Here is a 22,821-nt window from a genome sequence, read left to right as displayed (position 1 = left end):
ACTCCGGTGTTAAAGCCAACAAGGGCGCCGGTTTTGGTTGTCACCGTGCCAAATGGCCCACAGCCCGTAGGGTGCACTCTGTGCACCATGGTCGGGGACCGGAGGTTATCGGGATTACCCAAGCCTCCGCGTTATGCCAGGCCGTCATCCCGGTGCACGGAGTGCACCCAACAAACCCCGGCATTCCGGTGTTAAAGCCAACAAGGGCCCCAATTCAGTTTGTCACCGCGCCAAATGGCCCACAGCCCGTGGGGTGCTCTCTGTGCACCATGGGCGGAACACGGGAATTTTGGGGCGATGTGTTGAAATGCGCGGAGAGCAGGGGGGGGCCAGATCTGGAAGCGAGCGCCGAAGACATTTTCAAACCCGCTCCTTATAAATGAGGTAAAAGTGGCCCCCGGCAGGGCGCCGGAGGCCTTTTTCAATCTATGGGAATCGTTTCACCGTTTGCCTCCCTCGTTGAGGAGGTATTCCTGGATCATTTCAACGGTCCCTTTGACGCCGTCCATTTTCCCCGAGAGCCCGGCGACCTCTTCGGCCACGTCGTTGATGCGATCGTAGACTGCCGCCAGGTCTTCGTGGGAGAGGGCGTGGGCCATGTTTGTCTCCAGTTTGGTGACACGCTCGGCAATGATCGACACCTCCTGGTGGACCTCTTTGACTTCCCGGGTTTTGGCGTTGAACCGGTTGCCGAGCCACACGTACGCCCCGATGCCCAGGGTGAGGCCGTACTGGCCCGCGTCAAACCAGAACCGCAGGGCTGAATAGTCCGTCGGTTGTGTGTTCACATTCCCACCTTTTCATGCCTGGCCTCGCAGGAGACGCATCGCACGCAGCCAGGCATGGCCTGGCGTCGTTTGATGGGGATGGGTTCGCCGCAATCCACGCATTCGGTGAAAGAGTCACCGACGGGGGACCGGCCCTTTGCAAGCTGGTTGGCCAAGGCGTTGCGGTTCAGGTGATCGGCATAATCGTTTGCTTTGTCGCAGATATCCATTGCCCTATCCCCTCCCCAGCTTCAGATGGCTTGCAAGGCCCTTGGACGCCATGCGATCCCCGAACCACCAGGTCACCGCCGTCACCGTGAGGTACAGCACAATGTGGATGGTATCCGAGAGGATGCCTCCGGCCATTTCCGGGGTAAGGGCCGGGCCGTTTAACGCTTCCAGGAGCTGCCACGCCTTTGCCGTGATCCAGGTGGAGACGCACAGGAGGTAGGCGGTAATCCCGGGCCGGGCCATGGATTTAAAGGCATCGGCCAGCCCGAAGAGCAGGGCCAGGAGCACGCCGAAGGGGATGGTGAAACATTTGGCCCAGCCCTCCATGTCCAGGAGCCGGTCCATGTACCCGCTGTCAAAGATGCGCACCTGTCCGGCTTTCTGGCTTTCGGCAAAGGCTGCCACTTCGGCCACCTCGATTTCTCCTGCCACCCGGGTGCGGGTCACCTTGATGTTGGCCTCGGACTCGGCCATCATGGCTTCGCTCTCTGCCTCGACCATGGCCACGTCGTGTGCCCGCTGTCTGTCCCGGTCGGACATCTCCAGAGCCTTGATCTTGCGCTGGTTGTAAGACGACCAGACGGTGCCGATAAGCCCCGTCAACCCGCCGAAAAGGGTTGTGAAAAGAGTTCCTTCAAGCATTTTGTTTCCCCCAGGGGTCGATGATGGTGAGCTGGGCGTCCCGGCCTGCCATCAGGTTGTTGAATTGCCTCACCGTGGCCCGTGACACCAGGACGGCCCGCTGACCGTTAAGCCAGCCCATGCGCCTTCCCAACAGGACGCATCCCTCCACATGGGTCTTGAGTCCCTTGCGGATGTCCCCGGCGTAATTGCCGGAATGAACGAGGATATACGTGCGGTGGGGGACCTGGCGGATGTGGTAGGATGCACGCCTGGGCGTGACCCGCCATTCCATGGGATAGGTCCCGGGCGGAATGCACGACACGTTGGGTCGGTTCTCCCTCCAGGGCAGCTCCAGGGTGAAACAGGCAAAGCCAAGGGCAGGGACCGTCAGGATGCCTTCGGTACCCTGGTCGGACTGGGTCAATCGGGTGAGGTATAGGGTGAGTGTTTTTTCCATGCAGATATAAAAACACAGAAAAAAGAGGGGGTGGGTTTCAAAGGTTTTAACGCTTTTTTGTCCGGTTTGATACAGGTTGCGCAAAGGGTGGCGACCCATTTGGGGCCGCCATAAAAGGCTGGGAACATGACTACTCAAAGGGCAAGGTTCGCTGGTGCCGATCTTTCCGTAAGGTACGCTGCTTTCTGATAATATTATAAATCTGCGCCGTGGTTAACCCGGTCTTTCTGGAAAGCTCCCGTTGGTTGCACCCGTCAAAGAGCCGAAAAATCATGGCATCCCGGATGGCCCGTTTGAGCTTGTCATCCCTGGGCAGGTAGACGTTTCGTCCGCCCAGGTAGTGGGCAATGACCACGATGACGTTTTGGGACCACTCCAGGGCCACCTCCGGTTCCATCTTTGCCCAGTCCCGGAAATGGTCATCCACCACATCCACCAGCTCGGCCAGGAGGGTGGGCCACAGGCGCGGGTCATCCCTTACCGACGGGTCCAGGGTATTCAGTACTTGTTTTGCATCCATGGCATTCGGGTCAAATCGTTTCAGTTGCTCCGGGTCTTTTTTCATCACTCCTCCGTATTGAGCTGCATCATCAGGACAGGGCCGTCACCCCAAAGGGGCGCTTTACTTATTCGTTTGTAACGATTCAGCTTATGCCTCCGGCGGCCCTGCCGGGGGCTAAATTTTTAAAAACTTTAACAAACAGGTCTGAAAAAACTGTTTGAATGAATTTCGTTTTAAAGGCGGATGTGCTTTTACCCGAGGGACAAGGGGCAAAGCGCATCCGCACCCAGCGTTACATTCGTTTCACTCATACCGCCGCCATCGCCAGTGCCACAGGCTTGAAGGCATCCGTCTTTTCATCCCGCTCATACACCCGTAAATAGGGTTTGGTATCGGCCACCTTCATGCTGTCCGTGATGGCCTCCATGGCTTTTTTCCATTTGGGATGAACAATCTTCAGCTGGCGAAGGCCCAGGACGCGGGAGGTGCTCACCTTGCCCTCTGAATCCGTTTTAAAGGCATGGTCCACGAGGGCCTTTACCTCGCTCCGGCTTCCGTCCGTCCATTCGTGGATGCACTCGTCAATGAGCTCCTTGGCCACCTGGAGGCGTTCGTCAAAGACGATGTAATCGGCCATGGCCCGTTCAATGCGGTACCGCCCGTCAAAGGAGTGAAGGGTGACGTTTCCCTTCTTGCCGCCGATTTTTACTCCGTACTTCTCTCCGGAGAGTTGAACAAAGGCCGCTGTGTCTGCCATGGCCCTGACCTTGAAGTCAGCCAGCACCTTCTGGGTGGCCTTGGCTCTTTCGACGATCTCCTTGACCAGGTCGTCTCGCATCAGGTCCAATTCCTCCACCTGCTCCAGGGGGACCAGGTGGCCTTTCATGTCTTTCATGTATCCTTCAGGTACCTGCATCATTCTCTTCCTCCATTGGTCAATAGGTCGTTGGTCCGGTCCATGGTGCAGCCCATGGAAGCCATCACTGAATCGGACACTTCAGGCGGGTTCCTTCGCCTTTTTGGCAAAGCCTTTATCGGCGGGTCCTGACGCGTCAAGCCCTGGGAGTTCCCCCCCCTGTCTGCACAGCGGGCAGGGGGGAAGTGACAATCATCGTTTCATTCCATGGTTGTCGAATCGGATTTCCGATTTGTTTTGCCGTTTTCACAAAACACGAATTCTGGTAGGTTCGTATTTGCATACTCACTCAACTTTTTGACCTATTGTATATAAAATGTGCAGCAAGTCAATACTAAAAGTGCATTTATATGGTGTTTGTGAGGCTGAGATTTTGATTTTGTGTGCACTTATCTGGAATATTACGCAATGTACGCCACTCTTTTTTTAATTTTTATTTGCAAATGCATTTGCAGGTTCATAATATGAATATGCAAGTTGCAAAGGTGCCAAAATGACCATCGAAGATTCCATTGAGAGAATCAAAGCTGCAACCGGAGCGAAGACTCAAACAGAGCTTGCGGAGCTTCTTGGCGTACCTCATCAATCGATCTCTATTGCCAAGAAAAAGGGGAAAGTCCCCGATAAGTGGCTGATCAACCTGTGTGTTTCACACAAATTGAATCCACTGTGGGTTCAAGATGGGATTGATCCGAAATACATTGATGGAAAAAGCGAAGGGGAGGGTGCAGGCGAGCCTGACCAGAAAGCAGAACAGCAGCACCCGCCGCCATGCATACACCAGGCCGGCAGGATTGAAGAGGATGAGAACGGAGAGCTGACGGTGCCCGTCCTGGAAGCACCCGAGGTGGACCATTATTATTACATCCCCATGGTGGAGGCCCGGTTGTCGGCGGGGGGCGGATCCTTTTTGGCCAGTGAGCGGATCAGGGACTACTATGCCTTCCGCAAGGCTTTCATCGCCAACGTCACCGCATCAGTCAAAAAGCTCATCCTGATGCGCGTCTCCGGGGAATCCATGGAGCCTGAGATTCGAAACGGGGCCACCGTCATGATTGACCTGGCCCGCAGGCATATCAAAAACAACTGCATCTTTGCCCTTGGCCTCGGTGATACCATATCCGTTAAAGAGCTCGAAATGCTCCCCGGTGGCCGCGTCCGCGTTATCTCCAAGAATCGATCCGCGTACCCGCCCTACGAAGCCGATGCCAAGGATCTTCGCATCATCGGCCAGGTGATCTGGGGGGACAGGCTTTATCCCTTATAATAAAAGGGACGATCTTTCGGGGTTTGCCCGGTACCCAAAAAACAAAGGTAACTATTCAGCTTGCCTCCGGCGGGTCGCTTTTTTGAAAAAAAGCTCCGCAAAAAACTTTTCTAATGTGAAAAAGTGGAAATTATTTCGGCGGAGCCTGAAAAGGCTTGCTTAAGATCTGTTTGTCAAACTTTTTAAAAGTTTGGCCCCCGGCAGGGCCGCCGGAGGCTTGTTTGAGCTGAATAGTTACAAACAAAGTAACTATTCAGCTCTTAAAAAACGGCCTCCGGCGGCAAGGGTGGGGAAGCCACTTAGGCTAAAACACCTTGAAAGCTGGTTACGAATGCGCTTTGCCCCTCGTTCCTCGGTTCAAATCACATCCGTATTTGTGCCGGCGTAAACTTAAAACATGCCCTTAAGGCCTGTTTGTTAAACTTTTTAAAAGTTTAGCCCCCGGCAGGGCCGCCGGAGGCATATATCCCAACGTTGGCCTGGTACGTGACACGTTAAAGGAGAAGACATGCCCGCAAACGGCGCACTATATATTCAACACAGCACCATTGATCTTTCGGATGTGTTTGAGGACGTCAAAAGCGATAAAGGGCGTGTTAAAAAACCGACATTTTTTGATGTCGAGTTAGGTGGCGATGTCGTTCGGTTCAATGTGATGGACAGCGATCTTGTGCCGGCGCATGTAAGCGGTTTGCTGGGCTATATCTCGTCACGTGTCCGGGACCCTGGGGACAGAGAAAACATCTGCCATGCCATCCGTCACACGCACATCGTCCTTGGGCTTGCCATGGACAAGGAGTTTGAAGAGAACCCTGCCGTCTGGGAAAGCCTGTTTACGATCGCAGATGCATACGATGGCTTTGTTTTTACGTATGACAGCCTCTTGCTTCCGAACGGCGCTGTTTTGCTGGGGCCGTTGATGGAGGACGTCCCTTGATTACATGGTGACTGTGCCCGTGCAATCAGGCTGCCACCGCCCTTTTTTTCCTTGTAGGCATCTTCGGATCGGTTTAGTCCATTTCAGGATTTTGACCGATCATTCAACAAAAGGTGCCCCCATGATACCAGCTCCCTGCTCTCCCGATATCCCATCCATCCGAATTGAAACAAAAGGGCCGGTTACGACCCTTGTCATCGATCGACCCCATGTCCGCAACGCCATCGATGCCCGGGCTGCCGACGAACTGGCCGCCGCCTTCAGGGCCTTTGAAAACGATCCGGACGCCCGCGTGGCGGTTGTGTGCGGGCGTGGTGGGCACTTCTGTGCAGGGGGCGATCTGGCTGCCATGGTGGCTAAAGGGTGCAACCCGATCCGGGAAAAGGGAGACGGCCCGCTGGGTATCTCGCGACTCTCCCTTTCAAAGCCGGTCATCGCGGCCATCTCCGGGTATGCGGTGGCAGGAGGTTTAGAGCTGGCCCTTTTCTGCGATATTCGCATCGCCGAAGAGAGCGCAGTGCTCGGGTTTTTCAACAGGCGATGGGGGCTTCCCCTGTGCAACGGCAGTACCGTGCGCCTGCCGCGGATTGTCGGCCACGGCCGGGCCATGGAGATGATCCTTACAGGGCGCCCGGTCTCTTCGGACGAGGCGCTCTCCTACGGCCTTGTAACGCGGGTTGTGAGGGATGGGACGGTGCGGGAGGAGGCCGAAGCCCTAGCGAAAGAGATGGCGGGGTTTCCCTTTGAAGGCCTGATGTGCGACCGGCAAAACGCCATCAGCCAGTTTGCCATGGACATGGACGACGCCCTTGCACATGAACTGAAGAACGCCGCCGAGGTGTTTGATGATGAGCAGGCCCTGGAAGGGGCCAGGGCCTTTGTGTCTGGCAAGGGACGTCACGGGGTTTTCGACGGCAGGTGAACCGTCTCATCCGGCATCAAGGGCCTGTCCTGAATGCAGAAAAACACTAAAAAAAAGAAACAAGTCTTCTCTGCTTAAAAGCAGCCTCCGGCGGCAAGGTGGGGGCACCTTGAAACCCTATGGCGAATGCATGGGGTCCGTATTTATGCGTGAGCTGTAGGGGCATTCGCGCCAAGGGCGGTGCCCTGCAACCGTCACTGCAGGATATGCGGGTTTTATTGTTCAGGAAAACATGGTGTGGGGCTTTCCCGGTTTGCTCGACGTTTGCCGGGATAACTCCTGCGCCAAGGTCAGCATAAGGAACCTGTCCCCTATTTCTACTATTTCTCTATCTCTATTTAGTTTTGTTTTTACGGAGATTGTAACAATGCCCGTAATGTATAGTCACAAGCTTTAGTGGCGGGCGTAGTCCGCGACGAATGCCATTGCGATTTGCCCTGAGGAACGAAGGGCGAAGCGTAATGGCAACCAGCTTTCAAGGTGGCACACCTTGCCGCCGGAGGCATTTTTCTGGCTTTTCTCTGAGCCCACTGAACCCAAAAACGTCACCAAGGCACAACGGAACCATCGTCCGTTGTGCCTTGGCCGGGGTGCTTCAAGAGGTTTTGAAACGTCCCACCAGGGTGCCCAGTTGGTCGGCCATGGCGCGCATCTCTTCGGCGCTGGCCTGGAGGGCGCCTCCGATGCGGGTGACCCCTTCGGCGGCGGTGTTGACCTCCATGATGTCGTTGCCGATCTCTCCTGCCATGACCGTGCATCCTGCGGCGTTCTCATTCACCTCCTGGATGCCCAGGGAGGCCTGGTTCACGTTTTCGGCGATCTCGCTGGTGGCGGCGGATTGCTCTTCCACGGCCCCTGCGATGGTGGCCACGATATCGTTGACCTCGGTAATGACGGAGGTGATCTCCTGGATGCCGGTGCTCGACGCTGTGGCCGTGGCCTGGACACTGGCAACGATTGTTTTGATGCCCTGGGTCGCCTCGGCGGTCTGGGCGGCCAGCTCTTTGATTTCGTGGGCAACAACGGCAAAGCCTTTGCCTGCCTCCCCGGCCCGGGCTGCTTCGATGGTGGCGTTTAGGGCCAGGAGGTTGGTCTGCTCGGAGATCTCGGTGATGGTCTCGGTGACCTTGCCGATCTCCAAGGCTGCGCTTTGGAGGGCTTCCATTTCCCGGGAGGTGCCGTGGGTGCGCTCCAGGGCGGTGGCGGAGACTCCCCGCGCTGTTTCCGTGTTCTTGGCGATTTCGCTGATGGTGGCGGACATCTCCTCCGTGGCCGTGGCCACCATGGCGATGTTGGTGGAGGATTGCTCGATGGCGGCGGCCACCCCGGTGAGGTTTTGGGTCATGTCCTGTGTGGATTGCCCGACGCTGGTTGAGCGGGATGAGGCGTTGTCCGCGCTCTGGGCCAGTTCTGCGGACATGGTCAAAAGACCCGAGGACGCATCGTTTACCGAGGAGACCCCGGAGGCAACCTCCCGGATGAGGCCCTGGAGCTTTTCCATAAAGAGGTTAAAGCCTGTGGAGAGGGCCCCGATCTCGTCTGCGGAGCGCACTTCAAGGCGCTTGGTGAGGTCCCCTTCCCCTTCGGCGATGTCGTTCATCATGGTGGCGTTTTCTTTGATGCGTCCCACGATGGAGGTGGCGATGGCCCAGGCCACGGCCGCGAAGATGAGAAAGGAGAGGACGCCGATGGTGATGTTGGTGACAAGGATCTTGTCGGCGTTTTCCATCACCTTGTCCAGGGGCAGGGTGACGAGAAAAGACCAGTGCTGTCCGCTGTTGCCGATCTCAAAGGGAACGAAGATCCTTAAGGTATCGGTGTCAAGGCGCTCGGAGTGGTCTGTGAAGCGGAAGGGGTTTCCTTCTTTGACAGCCTGCCGGGCTTTGGCCCATCCCCCCTGTTCCCCGATGGATTGCCCGATGCGCTTTTTGTCCACATGGGCGGCGTAGGTGCCGTTGGCGGCGATGATGGCGGCATACCCCGTGCCGTAGGGGGTGATGTCCGCCACCAGGTCGGAGAGGCTGTTGAGCTGTACGTCGAGGCCCACGACCCCGATGGCCCGTCCGTTTTCCATGACCGGGGTCGTCAGGCTGGTGAGGATCACCTCCCTGCCGCCGATTTTATAGACGGTGGGAGGGGTGATGTACTCTTTGCCCGTGCGCTGGGGGATCACATAGTAGTTATTGGTCTCCGGGACCGTGTAGTCGGTGAGTTTGTCCGCGGTGAGGGGGGAGCCCAGGCGGTAGAGATAGGGAATATAGCGCCCGGTGTCGTCGTGGTTGTCGGTACCCGCGAAATCGGCGTCCCGGCCGTCCAGGGCGTTCGGTTCAAAACAGGCCCAGATGCCCTGGAGCTCGGGGTCGTTTGCGATGATTCCCTTGAGCAGCCGGTCCAGGGCCTCCCGGTCGGGAACGTCCCCCTGCTCCTTTAGTCCCATGATGCCTCGGGCCACGGTGCGAGATGCCCCCATGGGCAGCTCCAGCAGTGATTTGACCTCATTACCGTGGCGGTTGGCCATTTCGATGCCTTTTGCCAGGGCCTCCTGCTTGACCATTCGGTGTGTCTTGGTTGTCATGACCGTAATGGACACGGTAAAGGCGACGAGGGCCACCAGAGAGATGAAGAGAACGATTTTTCCCCTCAGCTTGAGTTTTTTGAACATGTGAAGTCTCCTTGCGTCGATCTGAGTGCGTGGTGCGTTTAAATTTTTTCTAATGTGTTGGTATGGTTATGGTTCTCAGGAGGCTGTTTCGTGGCACCCGGTTACGCAGGGCGCACGTCACCTGATGCTTCGCCATCGGCCAGGAGGAGTGGGGTACCCGCATGGGCGGTATCGGATTCGTTGCGGCGAAGCGGTGCGTTTTTCAAAAAAACATTGATTTTAATCATATCGGTACAAGGTTGTGTCTTATTTAGCGTAAAATCGATATTCTTTGAGAGTTAGCCATCGGAATTGCCGATGCCATGGGCCCGAAAGGAAAGGCGCAGACGGCAGGGGGCTTCGGCGCAGGCCTTTAGCCCCGCTTGTCATGCAGGCATCCCCATGAAACCCCGCAGTGCGTGGAGACAGGATCAGCCATGTCTTTTAAAGAAAACCTCCTGGAAAAATTGAGCCTGGATCGTATGAGGCAGCGGGTGCTTTCGAGTCTCGGCCCCATCGGCAGCAGCCGTAAAATAGACAAAAAAGCCATGAGGGGACTCCTCGTTGCCGCCGGGTTCCGCAGTTTTGAAATACGGGGCCTTGAACTTTATCTCCCCGACGGCACCACAGACGATGAGCACCAGGCCATCCTGGTGCTGGACAACGACCTGCCCGTCTATAAGAGCACCGTGGATGATGTGGCCATGCGAAAAGAGCCGACCCTCAAGGAGATGATCAGCATTCGAAATGCCATGCGCATCTTGAACGACTCGGATGTGGTGACCAGCCGTAAGGAGGCGTCGGTGAAGGGCGTGTACGAAGAGGCAGTGTCCCGCCTGGATCTCTCCTTTACCGAGGCAGATATCAAGCAGCTTGAGTATGAAGGAAGGGCGGCCGTGGAGTGGAAGGATGCGGACTCTGTGGTGGAAAGCGTGGCCTTGTTCGGAGAGCTGCTGACGTTTGTACCGGAGCCGGCAGCCTTTGCGATTGAGCACTGCCTGATCCGGGGGCGGCTTGCCGAAGGAAGCGGTAAAGAGAGCTTCGGGCCGGCCCTTGTCTTCCATGCCGGGGATGGTTCTCTCCGGTGGATCGAAGAGCACATCGTGCTTACCGACAGGGAGGGCATTTCCCGGTTCAAGGACAAGGCCTCAGGGAAAAGGGAGCCTGACCTTGCAGGGCCCGAGGTGATCAAGCATCTGGCAGCCGAGGTGGTGCGGGGCATGCCCTCTCCATGAGCGAAAACGCCGAATTTTTCCCCGGCCTTAAAACGGCGGGGCTCCTTTTCGGGGCAGTGTAATGTAAATCACATCCCAGGCCCCTCTTCATGGCATAAGGTACTCCATTGGATGCGCGTTTTTCGCATACACAATACGTGAGGATTTTCTTTATGCATGCACTTCGTGTTTTGATATGTCTTGCCGCCGCTCTGGTCTTTTCCGGGCAGGCACTTGCCGATACATCGTCCGGGTCTTCCACATTCAACGGAAAGACCGTTTCCTATACCTTTACAGGGGATGTGGTCTCTGCCCTGAGTTACGCCGAGGGGTCCACCTGCCGGGTGACGGCCAGGGTGGACGGTGAAACCCATCGGATCGTGATCCGCGAGGATCGGCTGGAGTGGAACGGGGCTTCGGTGCCCCTGGATGGGTTTGATACGGTGCGGATCGTCATGGACAAGACAGAGGCCCGGTTCCTGGTCGACGGTCAGGAGGTCGTGGTCAGCCCATAGTCCGGATATTTTATGGGCTTGCGGTCTGTTTGTTTAACTTTGTAAGCGTTTAATCCCGCCAGGGCCGCCGGAGGGTTTTCCACTAATGTGGTGCGCTTTTACCGCTTTGGAGCGGTGGTGAAGATGCCGTAGACCGGGTAGTGGTCGGAGACGGCTTTGGCCTCTTTTGCAGACAGGCCCAGAACCTCGTCAAAGGGGAAGATGCCTGAGGTGCCGGTGAAGTATGGGGCGGTTTCTTTTGTGATGATGATACGGTCGTAGGTGCATGCCGATCGGGCAAGGTTGGTGTCCATGCCGTTGGTGATGAGCCATCGGTACCCCTGCCCCCTCAGGGTGGAGGAGGTGTCGTCTTCATCGTAGTAGGCGCAGTCCGCGTTTAAGTCTCCCAGAACCATAAAGCGTGTTTCATCCGGAAAGTGGTCCCGGGCATCGGCCACCACGTCGGGCAGGGCGTTGATTTCCGATGCCGCGTCGTCGGGATCGGTGTGGAGGGTGATGAGGACAAAGGAAAAATCGCCTTCCCTTGCCCTGAATTGGGCGATGAACGGCTCCCGATGGAAGATGTCGTCGCTGGAATCGTCAAAGGTGTAGGCCTCAATGAACTCAAGGGCATCGCTCTTGTAAAGGTAGGCATATTGCTCTTTGGAGGATGTGCGGCCAAGGCGCGGGCCGATGACCGTGTCGTAGTCATGGCCGAGGGTGTCCACCTTCCCTTCGAGGACGTGGATGGCCCGCCCTGATTTGTCCCTGATCTCCTGGATCGCCACAACGTCAAAGTGGGAGATGATGGTCCCCAGGGCCTCCATGACCTCAGGCTTTCCCGCCTTGGAGACCCCGAACACCTGAACGTTGAAGTTGGCGATGGCCAGGGGTTTTGCCGAGGGGGCCGCATCGTTTTGGGCGCCCACAGGGGCTTCGGCCTCGCACACGCTGCAGCCCTTGGCCTGGCAGGCGGCCGACAGGGGCGTGCCGTCGGCGCAGGTTGTGATCCCGCCTTCGCAGACCACCCCGCCATGGCCGGAGCAGCAGCCCCTGCAGTCCGCACGCGCGGTGGAGGTCATGATCAGGAGAATAAAAAAGAAGACAAAAACCGGATGGGGTAAACCAGGCAGGGCGGTACGTCGAAAATCAGTCAATCTCATATCACCAACTTTTTTCCTAAAGCGTAAGACGGATACAACCATGGGATCACACAGGCACACCGAAGACGAAGAACCTTTCCCGGGCGGAAAGGGCATCGCATCGGTTTACTAATTCATATGCATATGGGATGTAAAGGGAAATGAATGTGGGGATGCTCAACCGCAAGACGTGATCAATGATAAGGAAATACCCATGCAGGATGATGTGTACGACAAGGCGTCTGAGGAGATTCGAACGGCCAATGCCTTGGTTTTGGACGAGTTTGGCCGGTGGCTGGAAGAATCAAAGCTATCAGAAAATACAATTTCGAATCATGTCTCTAATATCGATTTTTATATCAATGAGTTTCTTCTCTATGAGGAGTTGACCACCCCCGAAGAGGGCATGTTTAAAGTCGGAGGGTTTCTCGGTTTCTGGTTTATCAAAAAGGCCATGTGGGCCAGCGCGGCAAGCCTGAAAAGCTGTGCGGCGAGCCTTAAAAAGTTTTATACCTTCATGGCCGATAAAGGCCGGGTGGACAAAGAGGACCTTCGCCTGATGAAGCGGGAGATCAAGGCAGATATGCCCGAGTGGCTGGCGACCCTGGCCCGGTATGATGATCCGGATACGGACCTGGACGACGTGTGGGTTTATTAAGGGGCATGATGCCCTTACCCTTTATGTACAAACAAGGACAGCAGGATGGACAACAACGATATACTGAGGCGTATTCGCTATGCCTTTGACTTCAGCGATCCGAAAATGGCGGATCTTTTTGCTTTAGGGGGCCTTGAGGCCACCCGGGAGCAGGTGGCCGGCTGGTTGAAAAGGGAGGATGAGCCCTCCTATGAAGAGCTTTCCGACCGGGGGCTGGCCGTGTTTCTAAACGGGCTCATTACCCACCGACGGGGCAAAAAGGAGGGGCCGCAGCCCGAACCCGAGACGCGCCTGACCAACAACATCATCTTCAAAAAACTGAAAATCGCCTTGAACCTCACCTCAGACGAGGTGCTGGAAATGCTGGCCCGGGCGGATTTCGGCATGAGCAAGCACGAACTGAGCGCTTTTTTCCGAAAGCCCGGCCACAAGCATTACCGGGAGTGCAAGGACCAGATCCTGAGAAATTTTATCAAGGGAATGCAGGTCACGTATCGCGTAAAACGCTAAGGCACCGAAAAAAAACGATGCCTCCGGCGGCCCTGCCGGGGGCCAAGCTTTTGAAAAGTTTGATTAACAGGTTTTAATAAACACATTCGCAACGTGCTTTCGAGGTGGCACACCTCGCCGCCGGAGGCTGCTTTTTAATTTTTCAGGAGACGGTATGAAAAAGCAGGAGACAATCAGGAAGACCGGTGATTTCATTCGGAACTCAGCCACCGTGAAGGTGATCTCCATCGGCGTGCTGGTACTTGTGCTGTTGATTCCCATGGCCATGGTCTCTTCCCTGATGCGGGAGCGGGAGTTCAGGCGCGACGATGTGGTGTACGAGATCAATGCGAAGTGGGGCAACAGCCAGACCGTGACAGGCCCTTTTTTTACCGTTCCGTACAGATCCTATTTCCGGGATGAAGACGACGCGCTGAAGTACACCCTTCGGTACCTCCATGTGTTGCCCGAGGATGTGGCCGTCAAAGGGCAGCTCGATTCGCAGGTCCGGTACCGGAGTCTCTACGAGGCGGTGCTCTACACCGCCGAGCTGGAGATCTCCGGCTCCTTTGCGCTTCCCGATCTGGCCCGGTCGAGCATAGACCCCGAGCACGTGCTGTGGGACAAAGCTGTCTTTTCCGTGGGGATTTCGGACATGCGGGGAATCCGGGACGCCATTACCGTCACTTGTGACGGGGAGGCGTACAAAGCAGGGCCGGGGCTTAAGACCACGGACATTGCCTCCTCGGGGGTGCAGTGCGCGATTCCCCTTTCCCCGGCCAGGGCGACCACGCCCTTTTCCCTGCGGTTGAAGCTCAACGGCAGCCAGGAGCTTCACTTTATCCCCGTGGGGGAGACCACCCGGGTGTCCCTGGCATCAAGCTGGCCGTCGCCGAGTTTCAACGGTTCGTTTCTCCCGACCCGGCGAGAGGTGTCGGACCAGGGGTTTTCTGCGGACTGGGCGGTGCTTCACCTGAACCGGAACTTTCCCCAGGTGTGGTCCGGGAATAACTACAAGGTGGGCGATTCGGCCTTTGGGGTGAACCTGCTGGTGACGGCGGACATCTACCAGAAATCGATCCGCATCTCCAAGTACGCGGTGATGTTCATCGTCTTTACCTTTTCTGCGTTTTTCTTCTCCGAGATCATCAGCAAAAAGCGGGTCCATCCGATTCAGTATATCCTCATCGGGCTGGCAGTGCTCTTGTTTTACGTGCTGCTTCTTTCCATTTCAGAGCACCTGAATTTCGATCTGGCCTACATTCTGTCGGCAACGGCCGTCACGGCCCTTATTACGGGCTACTCCCGTGGGATCCTTCGCAACACCCGCTTCACCGTGACGGTGTTCGGTATCCTGGCCGTGCTCTATGCGTATCTCTATATTGTGCTCCAGCTCGAAGACTACGCCCTGATCATGGGCAGCGTCGGCCTGTTTCTCGTGCTCTCCGTGGTTATGTACATCACCCGGGGCATCGATTGGTACGCTCTTGAGAAAGAGGAAACAGCGTGATCTGATTGTGCCTCCGGCGGATAAACTTTTAAAAAGTTTAACAAACAGGTGTTAAAAAAACTTTTTGAATGAATTCCATTTTAAAAGCGGATGTGATTTGACCCGAGGAACGAGGGGCAAAATGCATCCGCAACCTGCTTTCAAGGTGGCACACCTTGCCGCCGGAGGCTTTTTTTAAGATCTTAAGAACAAAAAAGGCGGAACCGAAGGGTTCCGCCTTTTTTGTTTTTTTGGTGTTCAGGATCGCTCCGGCAAGGTGCTTAAGCGATGAGTTTTTTGTGCAGTTTCCCGATCTCTGCTTCGGCGTCGGCCGCCATGGAGGCGAGGAGCTCTTTGCAGGTAAGGACCTCGTGGATGAGGCCAATGGACTGGCCCACCATCATGGGGGCGATGTCCACGTCACCTGTTTCCCAGGCCTTGAGGCACTGGTCTCCGGTGATAAGGGGGATGATCTTTTCCAGGCCGCCGCCTTCCCGCTCCACATCCAGGACGGATTGGGTGGTCTGGTTGATCAGGGCACGGCCCTGGAGGTTCACGGACTTGCAGATCAGGGTGGTGTCGCGCTCCTGGCGCTTCACCAGCTCGTCTTTGATGTTGGCGTGGATATCGCACTCCTGGGTTGCCATGAACCGGCTGGCCATCATGACGGCATCGGCGCCGAGCATCAGGGCCGCTGCCATGGTCTTTCCGTTGGCGATGCCCCCGGTGGTCACCACGGGGATGTTCACGGATTCGACGATGCGGGGGGTGAGGAGCATGGTGGTGACGTCATCGTTCAGGGGGTGGCCGCCCTCTTCGATGCCCGCTGCAAAGATGCCGTCATACCCGGCTTTTTCTGCGTGGATGGCGTGACGGACGGAGCCCACCTTGTGGAAGAGCTTGACCCCGGCTTTTTTCAGCATGTCGATGTACTCCATGCCGCAGGCCTTGTCGATGGGCGCACCCGAGATCTCCAGGGCGGGGACCTTCTCCTCGGCGCACACCGTCAGGTACATCTTGTGGTGCTCAGGGGTGATGTTGATGGAGGGCAGCAGGGTGATGTTGACGGTGAAGGGCTTGTCCGTCAGCTCCCGGGTCTTTCTCAAGGCGCCCCGGAACTCGTCTTCGGTCTTGTAGATCGCCGCCGTGATATTGCCCATGCCCCCGGCGTTGGAGATGGCGGCGCACAGCTCGGGTTTGCAGATCCACATCATTGCGCCGCAGATGATGGGGTACTCGATGTCGAACATCTCGGTAATTTTCGTCTGAATCACTGGTCCTCCTTCCTGGTATAAATCGCCTCCGGCGGGTCGCTCTTTGAAAAAAGCTCCGCAAAAACTTCACCATTTAGCTTCTAAAAAGCTGCCTCCGGCGGCAAGGTGTGCCACCTTGAAAGCGAGCTGCGAATGCGCTTTCCCCCTCGTTCCTCGGGGAAAATCACATTCGCATTTCATTCAGGGTATGTTGAGATAGCTGTTTGGCAAACTTTTCAAAAGTTTGGCCCCCGGCAGGGCCGCCGGAGGCTGCTTTTGCGTCTCCGCGCAAGCCGTCAAAAAAGCGGGGCCCCTCTCTCCTGCCAGGCCCCGCTCCCTTGGGCATAGATGCTATGCCTTGACGGCCTTCAACTGCTCGATGAGCTGGGGAACGACGGCTTTGGCGTCGCCCACGATGCCGTAGTGAGCAAACTTGAAGATTTCGGCGTTGGGGTCTTTGTTGATGGCCACAACGGTGCGGGAATCGGCCATGCCGGTGGTGTGCTGAACCGTGCCGGAGATGCCCACGGCCAGGTAGAGCTCGGGGCGGACGGTCTTGCCTGTCTGGCCGATCTGGACGTCGTGGGAGATGAGGCCGGTCTCGAAGACGGGGCGGGTACCGCCGATCTCGGCTTCGAGCTCCTTGGCCAGCTCTTTGAGCTGATCAAAGCATTCACCGGAGCAGGCGCCCATGCCGGCTGAGACCACGCGGATGGCTTCCTGGATGTTCTGGGAGGAGGCCTCGTGCTGCTTCACTTCAAGAACCTTGACCCTGGCGTCCTCTTCTTTGGCGGTGACCTCAACCTTGATGATCTCGCCGGTGCGGGATTCGTCCCATGTGGGCATGGCCATGACGCCGGCACGGACCGTGGACATCTGGGGCCGGTGGTCGGGGCAGAGGATGGTGGCCATGACGTTGCCGCCGAAGGCGGGACGCGTGGAGACCAGGATCTTCTTGTCTTCGTCGATGTCGAGGTCGGTGCAGTCTGCCGTACAACCCGTGTGGAGCCTGAAGGAGATACGGGGGGCCAGGTCTCGGCCGGTGGCGGAGGCACCCACCAGGAGGATATCGGGCTTTCTCTCCTCGGCTTCCTTGCAGATGATGTCGGTGTACAGCTCGGTGCGGTAGTTTGCCAGGACCGGGGCGTCGGCCATGAGCACCTTGTCTGCGCCGTATTTGATCAGCTTTTCTGCCGTCTCGGCCACATTTTCGCCGAGGATGACGGCGGTGAGGTCGGAGCCCAGCTTGTCGGCGAGTTTTCGGCCTTCCCCTAAGATCTCCAGGGAGAGGGTGGAGCTGGTCAGTTTGCCTTCAAACTGTTCGATGAATACCCATACGCCTTTATATGCGCTCAGATCTTTTTTTGCAGTCATGATCGTCTCCTTAGATGGCATTGATTTCCTGAAGTTTTTCCACAAGCTTCTGTGAGGACTCTTTGGGGGTCCCTTCGAGAAACTCCACCTGGGCCTTGGCACGCTTGGGTGAAAAGACCTTGCGGAGGCGTGTGGGGGAGCCCTTGAGGCCGAAGTTTTCCACTTCGCCGTCCACGTCAGCCATGCCCAGGACCTGGATCTCTTTTTCAAAGCATTCGAAGACGAGGTCCATGCGGGGGATCCTCGGCACGTTGAGCTCTTTTTCGCAGGTGATAAGGGCAGGCATGGGGCCTTCGACGACGCGGGTCAGGTCCCCCAGCTTCTGGTGGATTTTGACGGTGCCTTCGCCCACTTCAATGTCCTCGGCATAGGAGAGCAGGGGCAGGTCCAGGAAATCGGCGATTTCGGGACCCACCTGGGCGGTGTTGCCGTCCATGGCTTCCACGCCGGAGAAGATCAGGTCGAAGTTGCCGAGTTTTTTAATGGCAAGGCCGAGGGTGTAAGCGGTGGCCCAGCAGTCGGCGCCGCCGAATTTTCGGTCGGTGAGAAGAACCGCGTGGTCGCATCCCATGGCCAGGGCCTCCCGGAGGGCCTCTTCCACCTGGGGGGGACCCATGGAGACGACGGTAACCTCGGCGCCTTTTTCCTCTTTCAGGACCAGGGCCGCTTCAATGGCGTTCTTGTCGTTGGGGTTGATGATACTGGGAAGGCCGGTTCGGATCAGGGAGCCGTTCTCGTCCCATTTTACCTCGGTTACGTCGGGAACTTGTTTTATGCATACAATGATTTTCATCTTAAAATCCTCTTCATCAGTAAAGTCGTCGATTCACGCGTGGCTGCTTCCTTGGAAAGCCCCGGTTACCTGCATGGGGGTGTCGTCCGCGGGCTGACGTTTACAAAGCCCACTATTTCTGTGTCAGAATCGTCATGCCGGCAATGGTCTTGTTGATCTCAAGGCTTGATGCGACAACGCCGACGTGCATGGCGTTTCGGAAGAGTTTTTCCACCTTGTACTCTTTGGAGTAACCATAGGAGCCGTGGAACTGGACGGCCTGGCGGCAGACTTCCTGGATCAGGGGAACGGTCAATACCTTGAGCTCGGAGGAGGCGGCTTCAAAGCCTTTTTTCTTTTCGTCCTGGAGCTTGACGGTTTTGTAGCACAGGAGGCGGCACGCCTCGACGCGGGTCTTCATCTCGGCCAGCATCCAGGAAAAACCCTGCATGTAGCCCATGGGGAAACCGCCCACGACGCGTTCGTTGCCGTATTTGATGGACTCTTCCAGGGCAGCCTGGCCGCCGCCGACGGTGGCCGCACACTGCTGAACACGCTCGCCGGCGATCCAGCGGAGCAGGATGGGGAAGCCTTTGCCCTGCTTGCCCAGGATGTTGGCCTTGGGCACGCGGACATCCTTGAAGAAGACGTCGCACGTGTCGGCGCCGTCCAGGCCCATGAGCTCATAATGGCCGGAGAAGGTGATGCCCGGGGACATTTTGTCCACGATAAAGGCCGTGGTGTCGAAAGGCTTGCCCTTCATGGAGAGGTCTTTGGTAAAAAAGACGCCGAAGCCGGGCTTGTTGGCCATACTGATGAAGCGCTTGGTGCCGTTTAAGATGAAATCGTCTCCGTCGGGCTCGGCGGTGAGGGTCAGGGAACGGGGGTCGGAGCCGGTGTTGGGCTCGGTGAAGGCCATGGACGCCCAGGCGGTTCCGTCGCACAGGGGCGGAACGAATTTTTTGATCACCTCTTCGGTGCCCCAGTGGCAGATGGTCTCTGCAACCGAGTTGTTCATGAAGAAGGGGAGCATACAGGTGGAACCGGTTTTGCCCACTTCCTCGGCAATGAGGATGAGGTTGAAGTTGTCCGCGCCGATGCCGCCGTACTCTTTGGGAACATCCATGCCGAGCATTTTGTGTTTGGCAAAGATCTCCTGGAGATAGGGAGGATAGTCCTTGTGCTCTTTCATGTAAGCATCTATCCCGGGGATCTCTGTTTCACAGAACGCCTTTGCCGTTTTGATGACCATCTTGTTCAGTGGTGATAAGTTGAAATCCATTTCAATTCCTTTCCTTCTTCATTGATGTAAGGGTATGGGCGTTTATGAAGCTGCTTGAATGAAGGCCTGGGATCGGCGGGCAATGTCATTCTGGCGACCTGCCTGCATACAGACGTCTGTTCAAGACCTCCTTACCTCAAGTCCTTTAAAAGACGTTTTAAGAGAAGCTTCTCCTCTTGGGAAAAGCTCTGCAAAATCGTTTCGTTGACATGCTCACGGGCCTGGAGCAGGTCCTCCTGGTACTCCCGGGCCTTGGCCGAGAGGTGAATCCGGATGGCCCGTTTGTCCTCGGCGTCGGTCTCCTTTGAGATCCAGTCGGCATCGGCGAGGCGGTCCAGGACCCCGGAAAGGGTGGCGTTGTCCAGAATAAGCCGTTTGCTTAAGTCCCCTGCCGTCAGGCCGTCGTCCTCCCAGAGGGCCTCAAGGATGAGGATCTGGACCGGGGTCAGGCCGTAGGGTTTGAGCATTTTCTTTAAGACCGCCTGTGACTTCTGGTTGGCCTTGGCAAACAGGAAACAGATGCAGTCTTTGTATGTTTTTATCATGAGGATTCAGTGTGTTGTTTTGCGTCAGTCTGTCGTCTCCGAATGAGGCGTTTTTATGGGGAAGCAGGGTTTAATCCGCTTCATGCCTCTTTGCCGTGGGCGTTATTTTGGAGATATGATCAATGTTCAGGTTGCAGTTATCTGACATGATGACGTCGGTTTAAAGTTTGTAAGAATAACTTTTTCTCGTTCTGGCCTTGTGCCGATTATTGGCTGTTTGGTCAATAAATCGGAAATATTATCTATGGTGTGCTGCGCTTGATGTATTATTATATTAGTTTGTATGCAAAGGTATTTCCTTGGCATACTTGTGTCAAGAAAAATGTGTACAGGCGGTAAAAAAGAGGGTGGGGCCGGAGGGTTGCACCGGAGGGCCGGGGATGCGTCGATGGCAGGCGGACTATGGATTGGCGCGGGTTGAATGGAAGGTGGGGGCGCCCCCGGCCGGGTTGCCGGGGGCGCTTGAAGATCGGCATGTATGGCGTGCTGTCTCTATCCTTAGATGCCCAGCTCGTCCATGGCTTCGTCGAGTTCGTAGAAGAAGCGGCTTTTCTTCGCGCGTTTTTTCCGCCGTGAGGAGGCGGAGGTGACGTAGAGGTGGCTCTCGGCACGGGTGACGGCCACGTACATGAGGCGGCGCTCCTCTTCGAGTTCGTGGTCGCTCTCCATGGACCGCCAGTGGGGAAAGAGCTGCTCTTCCAACCCGACGATAAAGGCCATCTGGTACTCAAGGCCCTTGCTGGCGTGGACGGTGGAGAGGTGGACCCCTTTGCCGCCCCCGTCATCGTCGTCCTTGTCTTCCCGGATGAGGTTGACGTCCTCCAGGTAGTCGTGGAGGGTCTCTTTAAGGGAGGCGGTGTGGAGGAGCTCGTCCACCTGGTCTTTTCGGGTGTTATACTCGTCCGGGGTTTTGCAGTACCCTTCGAGGTACCCCAGGTAGCCGGTGCGGTCGAGGATCTCCTGGATGGCCAGGGCCGGGGGCATCTCCTTGATGGCGTCCAACAGCTCGAAGATGGCCGTGAGGCCTTCGTGCACCTTTTTAGTAAGGACGCGCTCTTTGACCATGATCCTGGCCGACTGCTGAAAACTCATGAGGCCCACCCGCGCCTGGGCGATTTTGGTGATCATGGAGGGGCCGATTCCCCGTTTGGGTGTGTTGACGATGCGCTCGAAGGCCACATCGTCACTGGGAAAGGCGGCGGCCAGAAGGTAGCAGTTGAGGTCCAGGATCTCCTTGCGCTCGAAAAAGCCCTTGGAGCCCACCATCTGGTAGGGGATCTGGAGCTGGCGCAGGGCCTTTTCAAACCAGAGGGAGAGGGCCTTGGTGCGGTACATCACCACCATGTCCTCGTAGTCCACCCCGGTGCGGAACTCGGTGCGGATCTTGCGGGCCACCCACTCGGCCTCTTCAAACTCGTTGAAGAAGGTGCGGGTTTCGATGACGGCCCCTTTTTTTTCGGAAAAGCAGTGCTTGTCCATGCGGCTTTCGTTGAAGCCGATGACGCCGTTGGCGAGCTGGACGATCTCGTCTGCGGAGCGGTAGTTCTGTTCCAGGCGGAAGATTCGGGCGTTGGGGTACTTCTCGGGGAAGGAGAGGAAGTGGCTGACGTTGCTGCCCCGGAACCCGTAGACCGCCTGCCAGTCATCCCCCACGCAGAAGAGGTTTTCATGGCCCAGGAGCAGCCGGGTGATCTCTTCCTGGAGGTTGTTGGTGTCCTGGTACTCGTCCACCAGGATGTGCTGGAACTTTTCCCGGTATTCGGCCTGGACCTCGGGGTGGTCCCGCAGGAGGTCCCGTGTGAGGCAGAGGATGTTGTCGAAGTCCAGGGCATTTTTCTCTTTCAGGATGCGCTCGTATTCCCGGTAGATCCCCTCGGTGCGGCTTCGGGTGATCAGGGGCAGGGCATCCAGGTACTTATTTACGTTGCCCGAGTTCTTGGCACGTGAAATCTCCGACAGGATGGCCGGGGCGTGTTTTTTGTCGATGTTCTGGGCCAGGGCGATCTCCTTGATGGTCTTCTGCTGGTGGTAGCTGCTGAAGATCTCAAGGGGCATGCGGTAGCCCAGTTTGGTGCAGTGCTTTTTTAATATGGTGTAGCAGGCGCTGTGGTAGGTGCGCACCCAGGGAAAGTCGGTGTCCAGGCAACCGGTCATCTGCATGAGACGGGTCTTCATCTCCCCTGCGGCTTTGTTGGTGAAGGTGATGGCCAGGATGCGCCGGGAGTCCACGTTCCGCTCCATGAGCCGCGCAAACCGCGCCGTGAGGGTTCGTGTTTTTCCCGAGCCGGCACCGGCCACAACCAGGGCGGGGGAGCCGAGGTGTTCCACGGCGGCCGCCTGTTGCTGAGATAATTTCATGTATATGCACTCCGTGAGAACGGTTGAAGGGGATTTCAAGGCAGCGAAAGAGAGCCGTGGGGCATGGGAAGTCCCCTGTACCTTCTCACGCCCAAGGTAACAGGCCGATGTGACATGTCATCGCCGGGGTGGCCGCGCCTTGCGTCTGTACACGCTGATTTTACCGAGTCCCTCAGGGCTCCGGCGGCCCAAGACAGAACCGGCCCCTTTGGAATTCAAGGGGCCGGCTAAGGTGCCAAGACGATACGACAATGCGCCTGGGGGATCAACCCCAAAATGGGGCCGGGGGGCCGAAAGGGGGGCGTGACAACGCGTCTTCAGGGGATCAGGCGGCAGCCCCTGCTTTTGGCTCGGCGGTTTCGCTTCATGCGTCGGGCATGGGGTTGGGCGTGGATGGCCAGGATAATCCCGACAAGGGCGGTTGATGTGATGACAAAAACCATGGGGCTGCGTTCCGATGCGTGGGCGTCCATGGTTCATGGGGGGG

At 56.8% G+C, this 22,821-nt stretch carries 23 protein-coding genes; 8 read left to right on the top strand and 15 right to left on the bottom strand.

The window, feature by feature from the left end; all coding sequences use genetic code 11:
• Positions 1-440: 440 nt before the first annotated feature.
• The 6 genes from BLQ12_RS19850 to BLQ12_RS19825 all read right to left on the bottom strand — a co-directional run bounded on the left by BLQ12_RS19850 (position 441) and on the right by BLQ12_RS19825 (position 3,500).
• The gene (locus BLQ12_RS19850; RefSeq protein WP_092213341.1) at positions 441-788 is read right to left on the bottom strand and encodes a DUF2730 family protein; all 348 of its coding nucleotides are present in this window, start codon (positions 786-788) and stop codon (positions 441-443) included.
• A complete protein-coding gene (locus BLQ12_RS19845; protein ID WP_092213340.1) occupies positions 785-997 on the bottom strand; it encodes a TraR/DksA family transcriptional regulator in 213 nt (70 codons plus the stop codon). Before BLQ12_RS19845 ends, BLQ12_RS19850 begins: the two co-directional genes overlap by 4 nt.
• Before the next feature lie 4 nt (positions 998-1,001).
• Positions 1,002-1,640, bottom strand: a complete 639-nt coding sequence (locus tag BLQ12_RS19840; RefSeq protein WP_092213338.1) for a hypothetical protein — start codon at positions 1,638-1,640, stop codon at positions 1,002-1,004.
• Positions 1,633-2,079, bottom strand: a complete 447-nt coding sequence (locus tag BLQ12_RS19835) for a DUF5675 family protein (RefSeq protein WP_139164048.1) — start codon at positions 2,077-2,079, stop codon at positions 1,633-1,635. Before BLQ12_RS19835 ends, BLQ12_RS19840 begins: the two co-directional genes overlap by 8 nt.
• Positions 2,080-2,209: 130 nt before the next feature.
• On the bottom strand, positions 2,210-2,644 hold the full coding sequence (locus BLQ12_RS19830; RefSeq protein WP_092213334.1) for a Mor transcription activator family protein: 435 nt from the start codon (positions 2,642-2,644) through the stop codon (positions 2,210-2,212).
• Between the two features lie 244 nt (positions 2,645-2,888).
• Entirely contained in the window at positions 2,889-3,500 is a 612-nt protein-coding gene (locus tag BLQ12_RS19825; RefSeq protein ID WP_092213332.1) for a DUF3164 family protein, read from the bottom strand.
• 490 nt (positions 3,501-3,990) lie between these two features.
• On the opposite strand from BLQ12_RS19825, the gene BLQ12_RS19820 reads away from it, so the two are divergent.
• The 3 genes from BLQ12_RS19820 to BLQ12_RS19810 all read left to right on the top strand — a co-directional run bounded on the left by BLQ12_RS19820 (position 3,991) and on the right by BLQ12_RS19810 (position 6,623).
• Positions 3,991-4,764, top strand: a complete 774-nt coding sequence (locus BLQ12_RS19820) for a LexA family transcriptional regulator (RefSeq protein ID WP_092213330.1) — start codon at positions 3,991-3,993, stop codon at positions 4,762-4,764.
• 508 nt (positions 4,765-5,272) lie between these two features.
• Positions 5,273-5,701 carry a hypothetical protein gene (locus BLQ12_RS19815; protein ID WP_092213328.1) on the top strand — a complete coding sequence of 143 codons (429 nt, stop codon included), beginning with the start codon at positions 5,273-5,275 and terminating at the stop codon, positions 5,699-5,701.
• A 121-nt stretch (positions 5,702-5,822) separates the two neighbouring features.
• Entirely contained in the window at positions 5,823-6,623 is an 801-nt protein-coding gene (locus BLQ12_RS19810; RefSeq protein WP_092213326.1) for a crotonase/enoyl-CoA hydratase family protein, read from the top strand.
• Positions 6,624-7,218: 595 nt separating this feature from the next.
• Here the strand turns inward: BLQ12_RS19810 and BLQ12_RS19805 are convergent.
• Positions 7,219-9,285: a methyl-accepting chemotaxis protein gene (locus BLQ12_RS19805; RefSeq protein WP_092213324.1), complete on the bottom strand. Its 2,067-nt coding sequence runs from the start codon at positions 9,283-9,285 to the stop codon at positions 7,219-7,221.
• Between the two features lie 416 nt (positions 9,286-9,701).
• Between BLQ12_RS19805 and BLQ12_RS19800 the strand changes: the two genes are divergently transcribed.
• On the top strand, positions 9,702-10,499 hold the full coding sequence (locus BLQ12_RS19800) for a hypothetical protein (protein ID WP_092213322.1): 798 nt from the start codon (positions 9,702-9,704) through the stop codon (positions 10,497-10,499).
• Positions 10,500-10,651: 152 nt separating this feature from the next.
• The gene (locus BLQ12_RS19795) at positions 10,652-10,993 is read left to right on the top strand and encodes a hypothetical protein (RefSeq protein WP_092213320.1); all 342 of its coding nucleotides are present in this window, start codon (positions 10,652-10,654) and stop codon (positions 10,991-10,993) included.
• 98 nt (positions 10,994-11,091) lie between these two features.
• Here BLQ12_RS19795 and BLQ12_RS19790 read toward each other — a convergent pair whose 3' ends face one another.
• Positions 11,092-12,135, bottom strand: coding sequence for an endonuclease/exonuclease/phosphatase family protein (locus tag BLQ12_RS19790; protein WP_175469957.1), 1,044 nt, complete (start codon positions 12,133-12,135; stop codon positions 11,092-11,094).
• 193 nt (positions 12,136-12,328) lie between these two features.
• On the opposite strand from BLQ12_RS19790, the gene BLQ12_RS19785 reads away from it, so the two are divergent.
• The 3 genes from BLQ12_RS19785 to creD all read left to right on the top strand — a co-directional run bounded on the left by BLQ12_RS19785 (position 12,329) and on the right by creD (position 14,771).
• Positions 12,329-12,772 carry a recombinase gene (locus BLQ12_RS19785; protein WP_092213316.1) on the top strand — a complete coding sequence of 148 codons (444 nt, stop codon included), beginning with the start codon at positions 12,329-12,331 and terminating at the stop codon, positions 12,770-12,772.
• Between the two features lie 45 nt (positions 12,773-12,817).
• Positions 12,818-13,282, top strand: coding sequence for a YehS family protein (locus BLQ12_RS19780; RefSeq protein ID WP_092213314.1), 465 nt, complete (start codon positions 12,818-12,820; stop codon positions 13,280-13,282).
• Positions 13,283-13,436: 154 nt separating this feature from the next.
• Entirely contained in the window at positions 13,437-14,771 is a 1,335-nt protein-coding gene (gene creD / locus BLQ12_RS19775) for a cell envelope integrity protein CreD (protein ID WP_092213312.1), read from the top strand.
• Between the two features lie 260 nt (positions 14,772-15,031).
• Here the strand turns inward: creD and BLQ12_RS19770 are convergent, their stop codons facing one another.
• The 7 genes from BLQ12_RS19770 to BLQ12_RS28225 all read right to left on the bottom strand — a co-directional run bounded on the left by BLQ12_RS19770 (position 15,032) and on the right by BLQ12_RS28225 (position 22,777).
• A complete protein-coding gene (locus BLQ12_RS19770) occupies positions 15,032-16,024 on the bottom strand; it encodes an NAD(P)H-dependent flavin oxidoreductase (RefSeq protein WP_092213310.1) in 993 nt (330 codons plus the stop codon).
• A 330-nt stretch (positions 16,025-16,354) separates the two neighbouring features.
• Positions 16,355-17,377 carry an electron transfer flavoprotein subunit alpha/FixB family protein gene (locus BLQ12_RS19765; protein WP_092213308.1) on the bottom strand — a complete coding sequence of 341 codons (1,023 nt, stop codon included), beginning with the start codon at positions 17,375-17,377 and terminating at the stop codon, positions 16,355-16,357.
• Positions 17,378-17,387: 10 nt separating this feature from the next.
• Complete coding sequence (locus BLQ12_RS19760; RefSeq protein WP_092213306.1) at positions 17,388-18,170, bottom strand: electron transfer flavoprotein subunit beta/FixA family protein; 783 nt, start codon at positions 18,168-18,170, stop codon at positions 17,388-17,390.
• Between the two features lie 112 nt (positions 18,171-18,282).
• Entirely contained in the window at positions 18,283-19,431 is a 1,149-nt protein-coding gene (locus BLQ12_RS19755; RefSeq protein ID WP_092213304.1) for an acyl-CoA dehydrogenase family protein, read from the bottom strand.
• Between the two features lie 131 nt (positions 19,432-19,562).
• A complete protein-coding gene (locus tag BLQ12_RS19750; protein ID WP_217640358.1) occupies positions 19,563-19,976 on the bottom strand; it encodes a MarR family winged helix-turn-helix transcriptional regulator in 414 nt (137 codons plus the stop codon).
• A 498-nt stretch (positions 19,977-20,474) separates the two neighbouring features.
• Positions 20,475-22,334 carry an ATP-dependent helicase gene (locus BLQ12_RS19745; protein ID WP_092213302.1) on the bottom strand — a complete coding sequence of 620 codons (1,860 nt, stop codon included), beginning with the start codon at positions 22,332-22,334 and terminating at the stop codon, positions 20,475-20,477.
• Between the two features lie 317 nt (positions 22,335-22,651).
• Positions 22,652-22,777 (bottom strand): hypothetical protein, encoded by a 126-nt coding sequence (locus BLQ12_RS28225; RefSeq protein WP_264294127.1) that lies wholly within the window; start codon positions 22,775-22,777, stop codon positions 22,652-22,654.
• Positions 22,778-22,821 lie beyond the last annotated feature (44 nt).

The sequence above is a fragment of the Desulfoluna spongiiphila genome (assembly GCF_900101345.1).
In the GTDB taxonomy this organism is placed as follows: Bacteria; Desulfobacterota; Desulfobacteria; order Desulfobacterales; family Desulfolunaceae; genus Desulfoluna; species Desulfoluna spongiiphila.
This window is presented reverse-complemented; position numbering and strand designations above follow the sequence as displayed.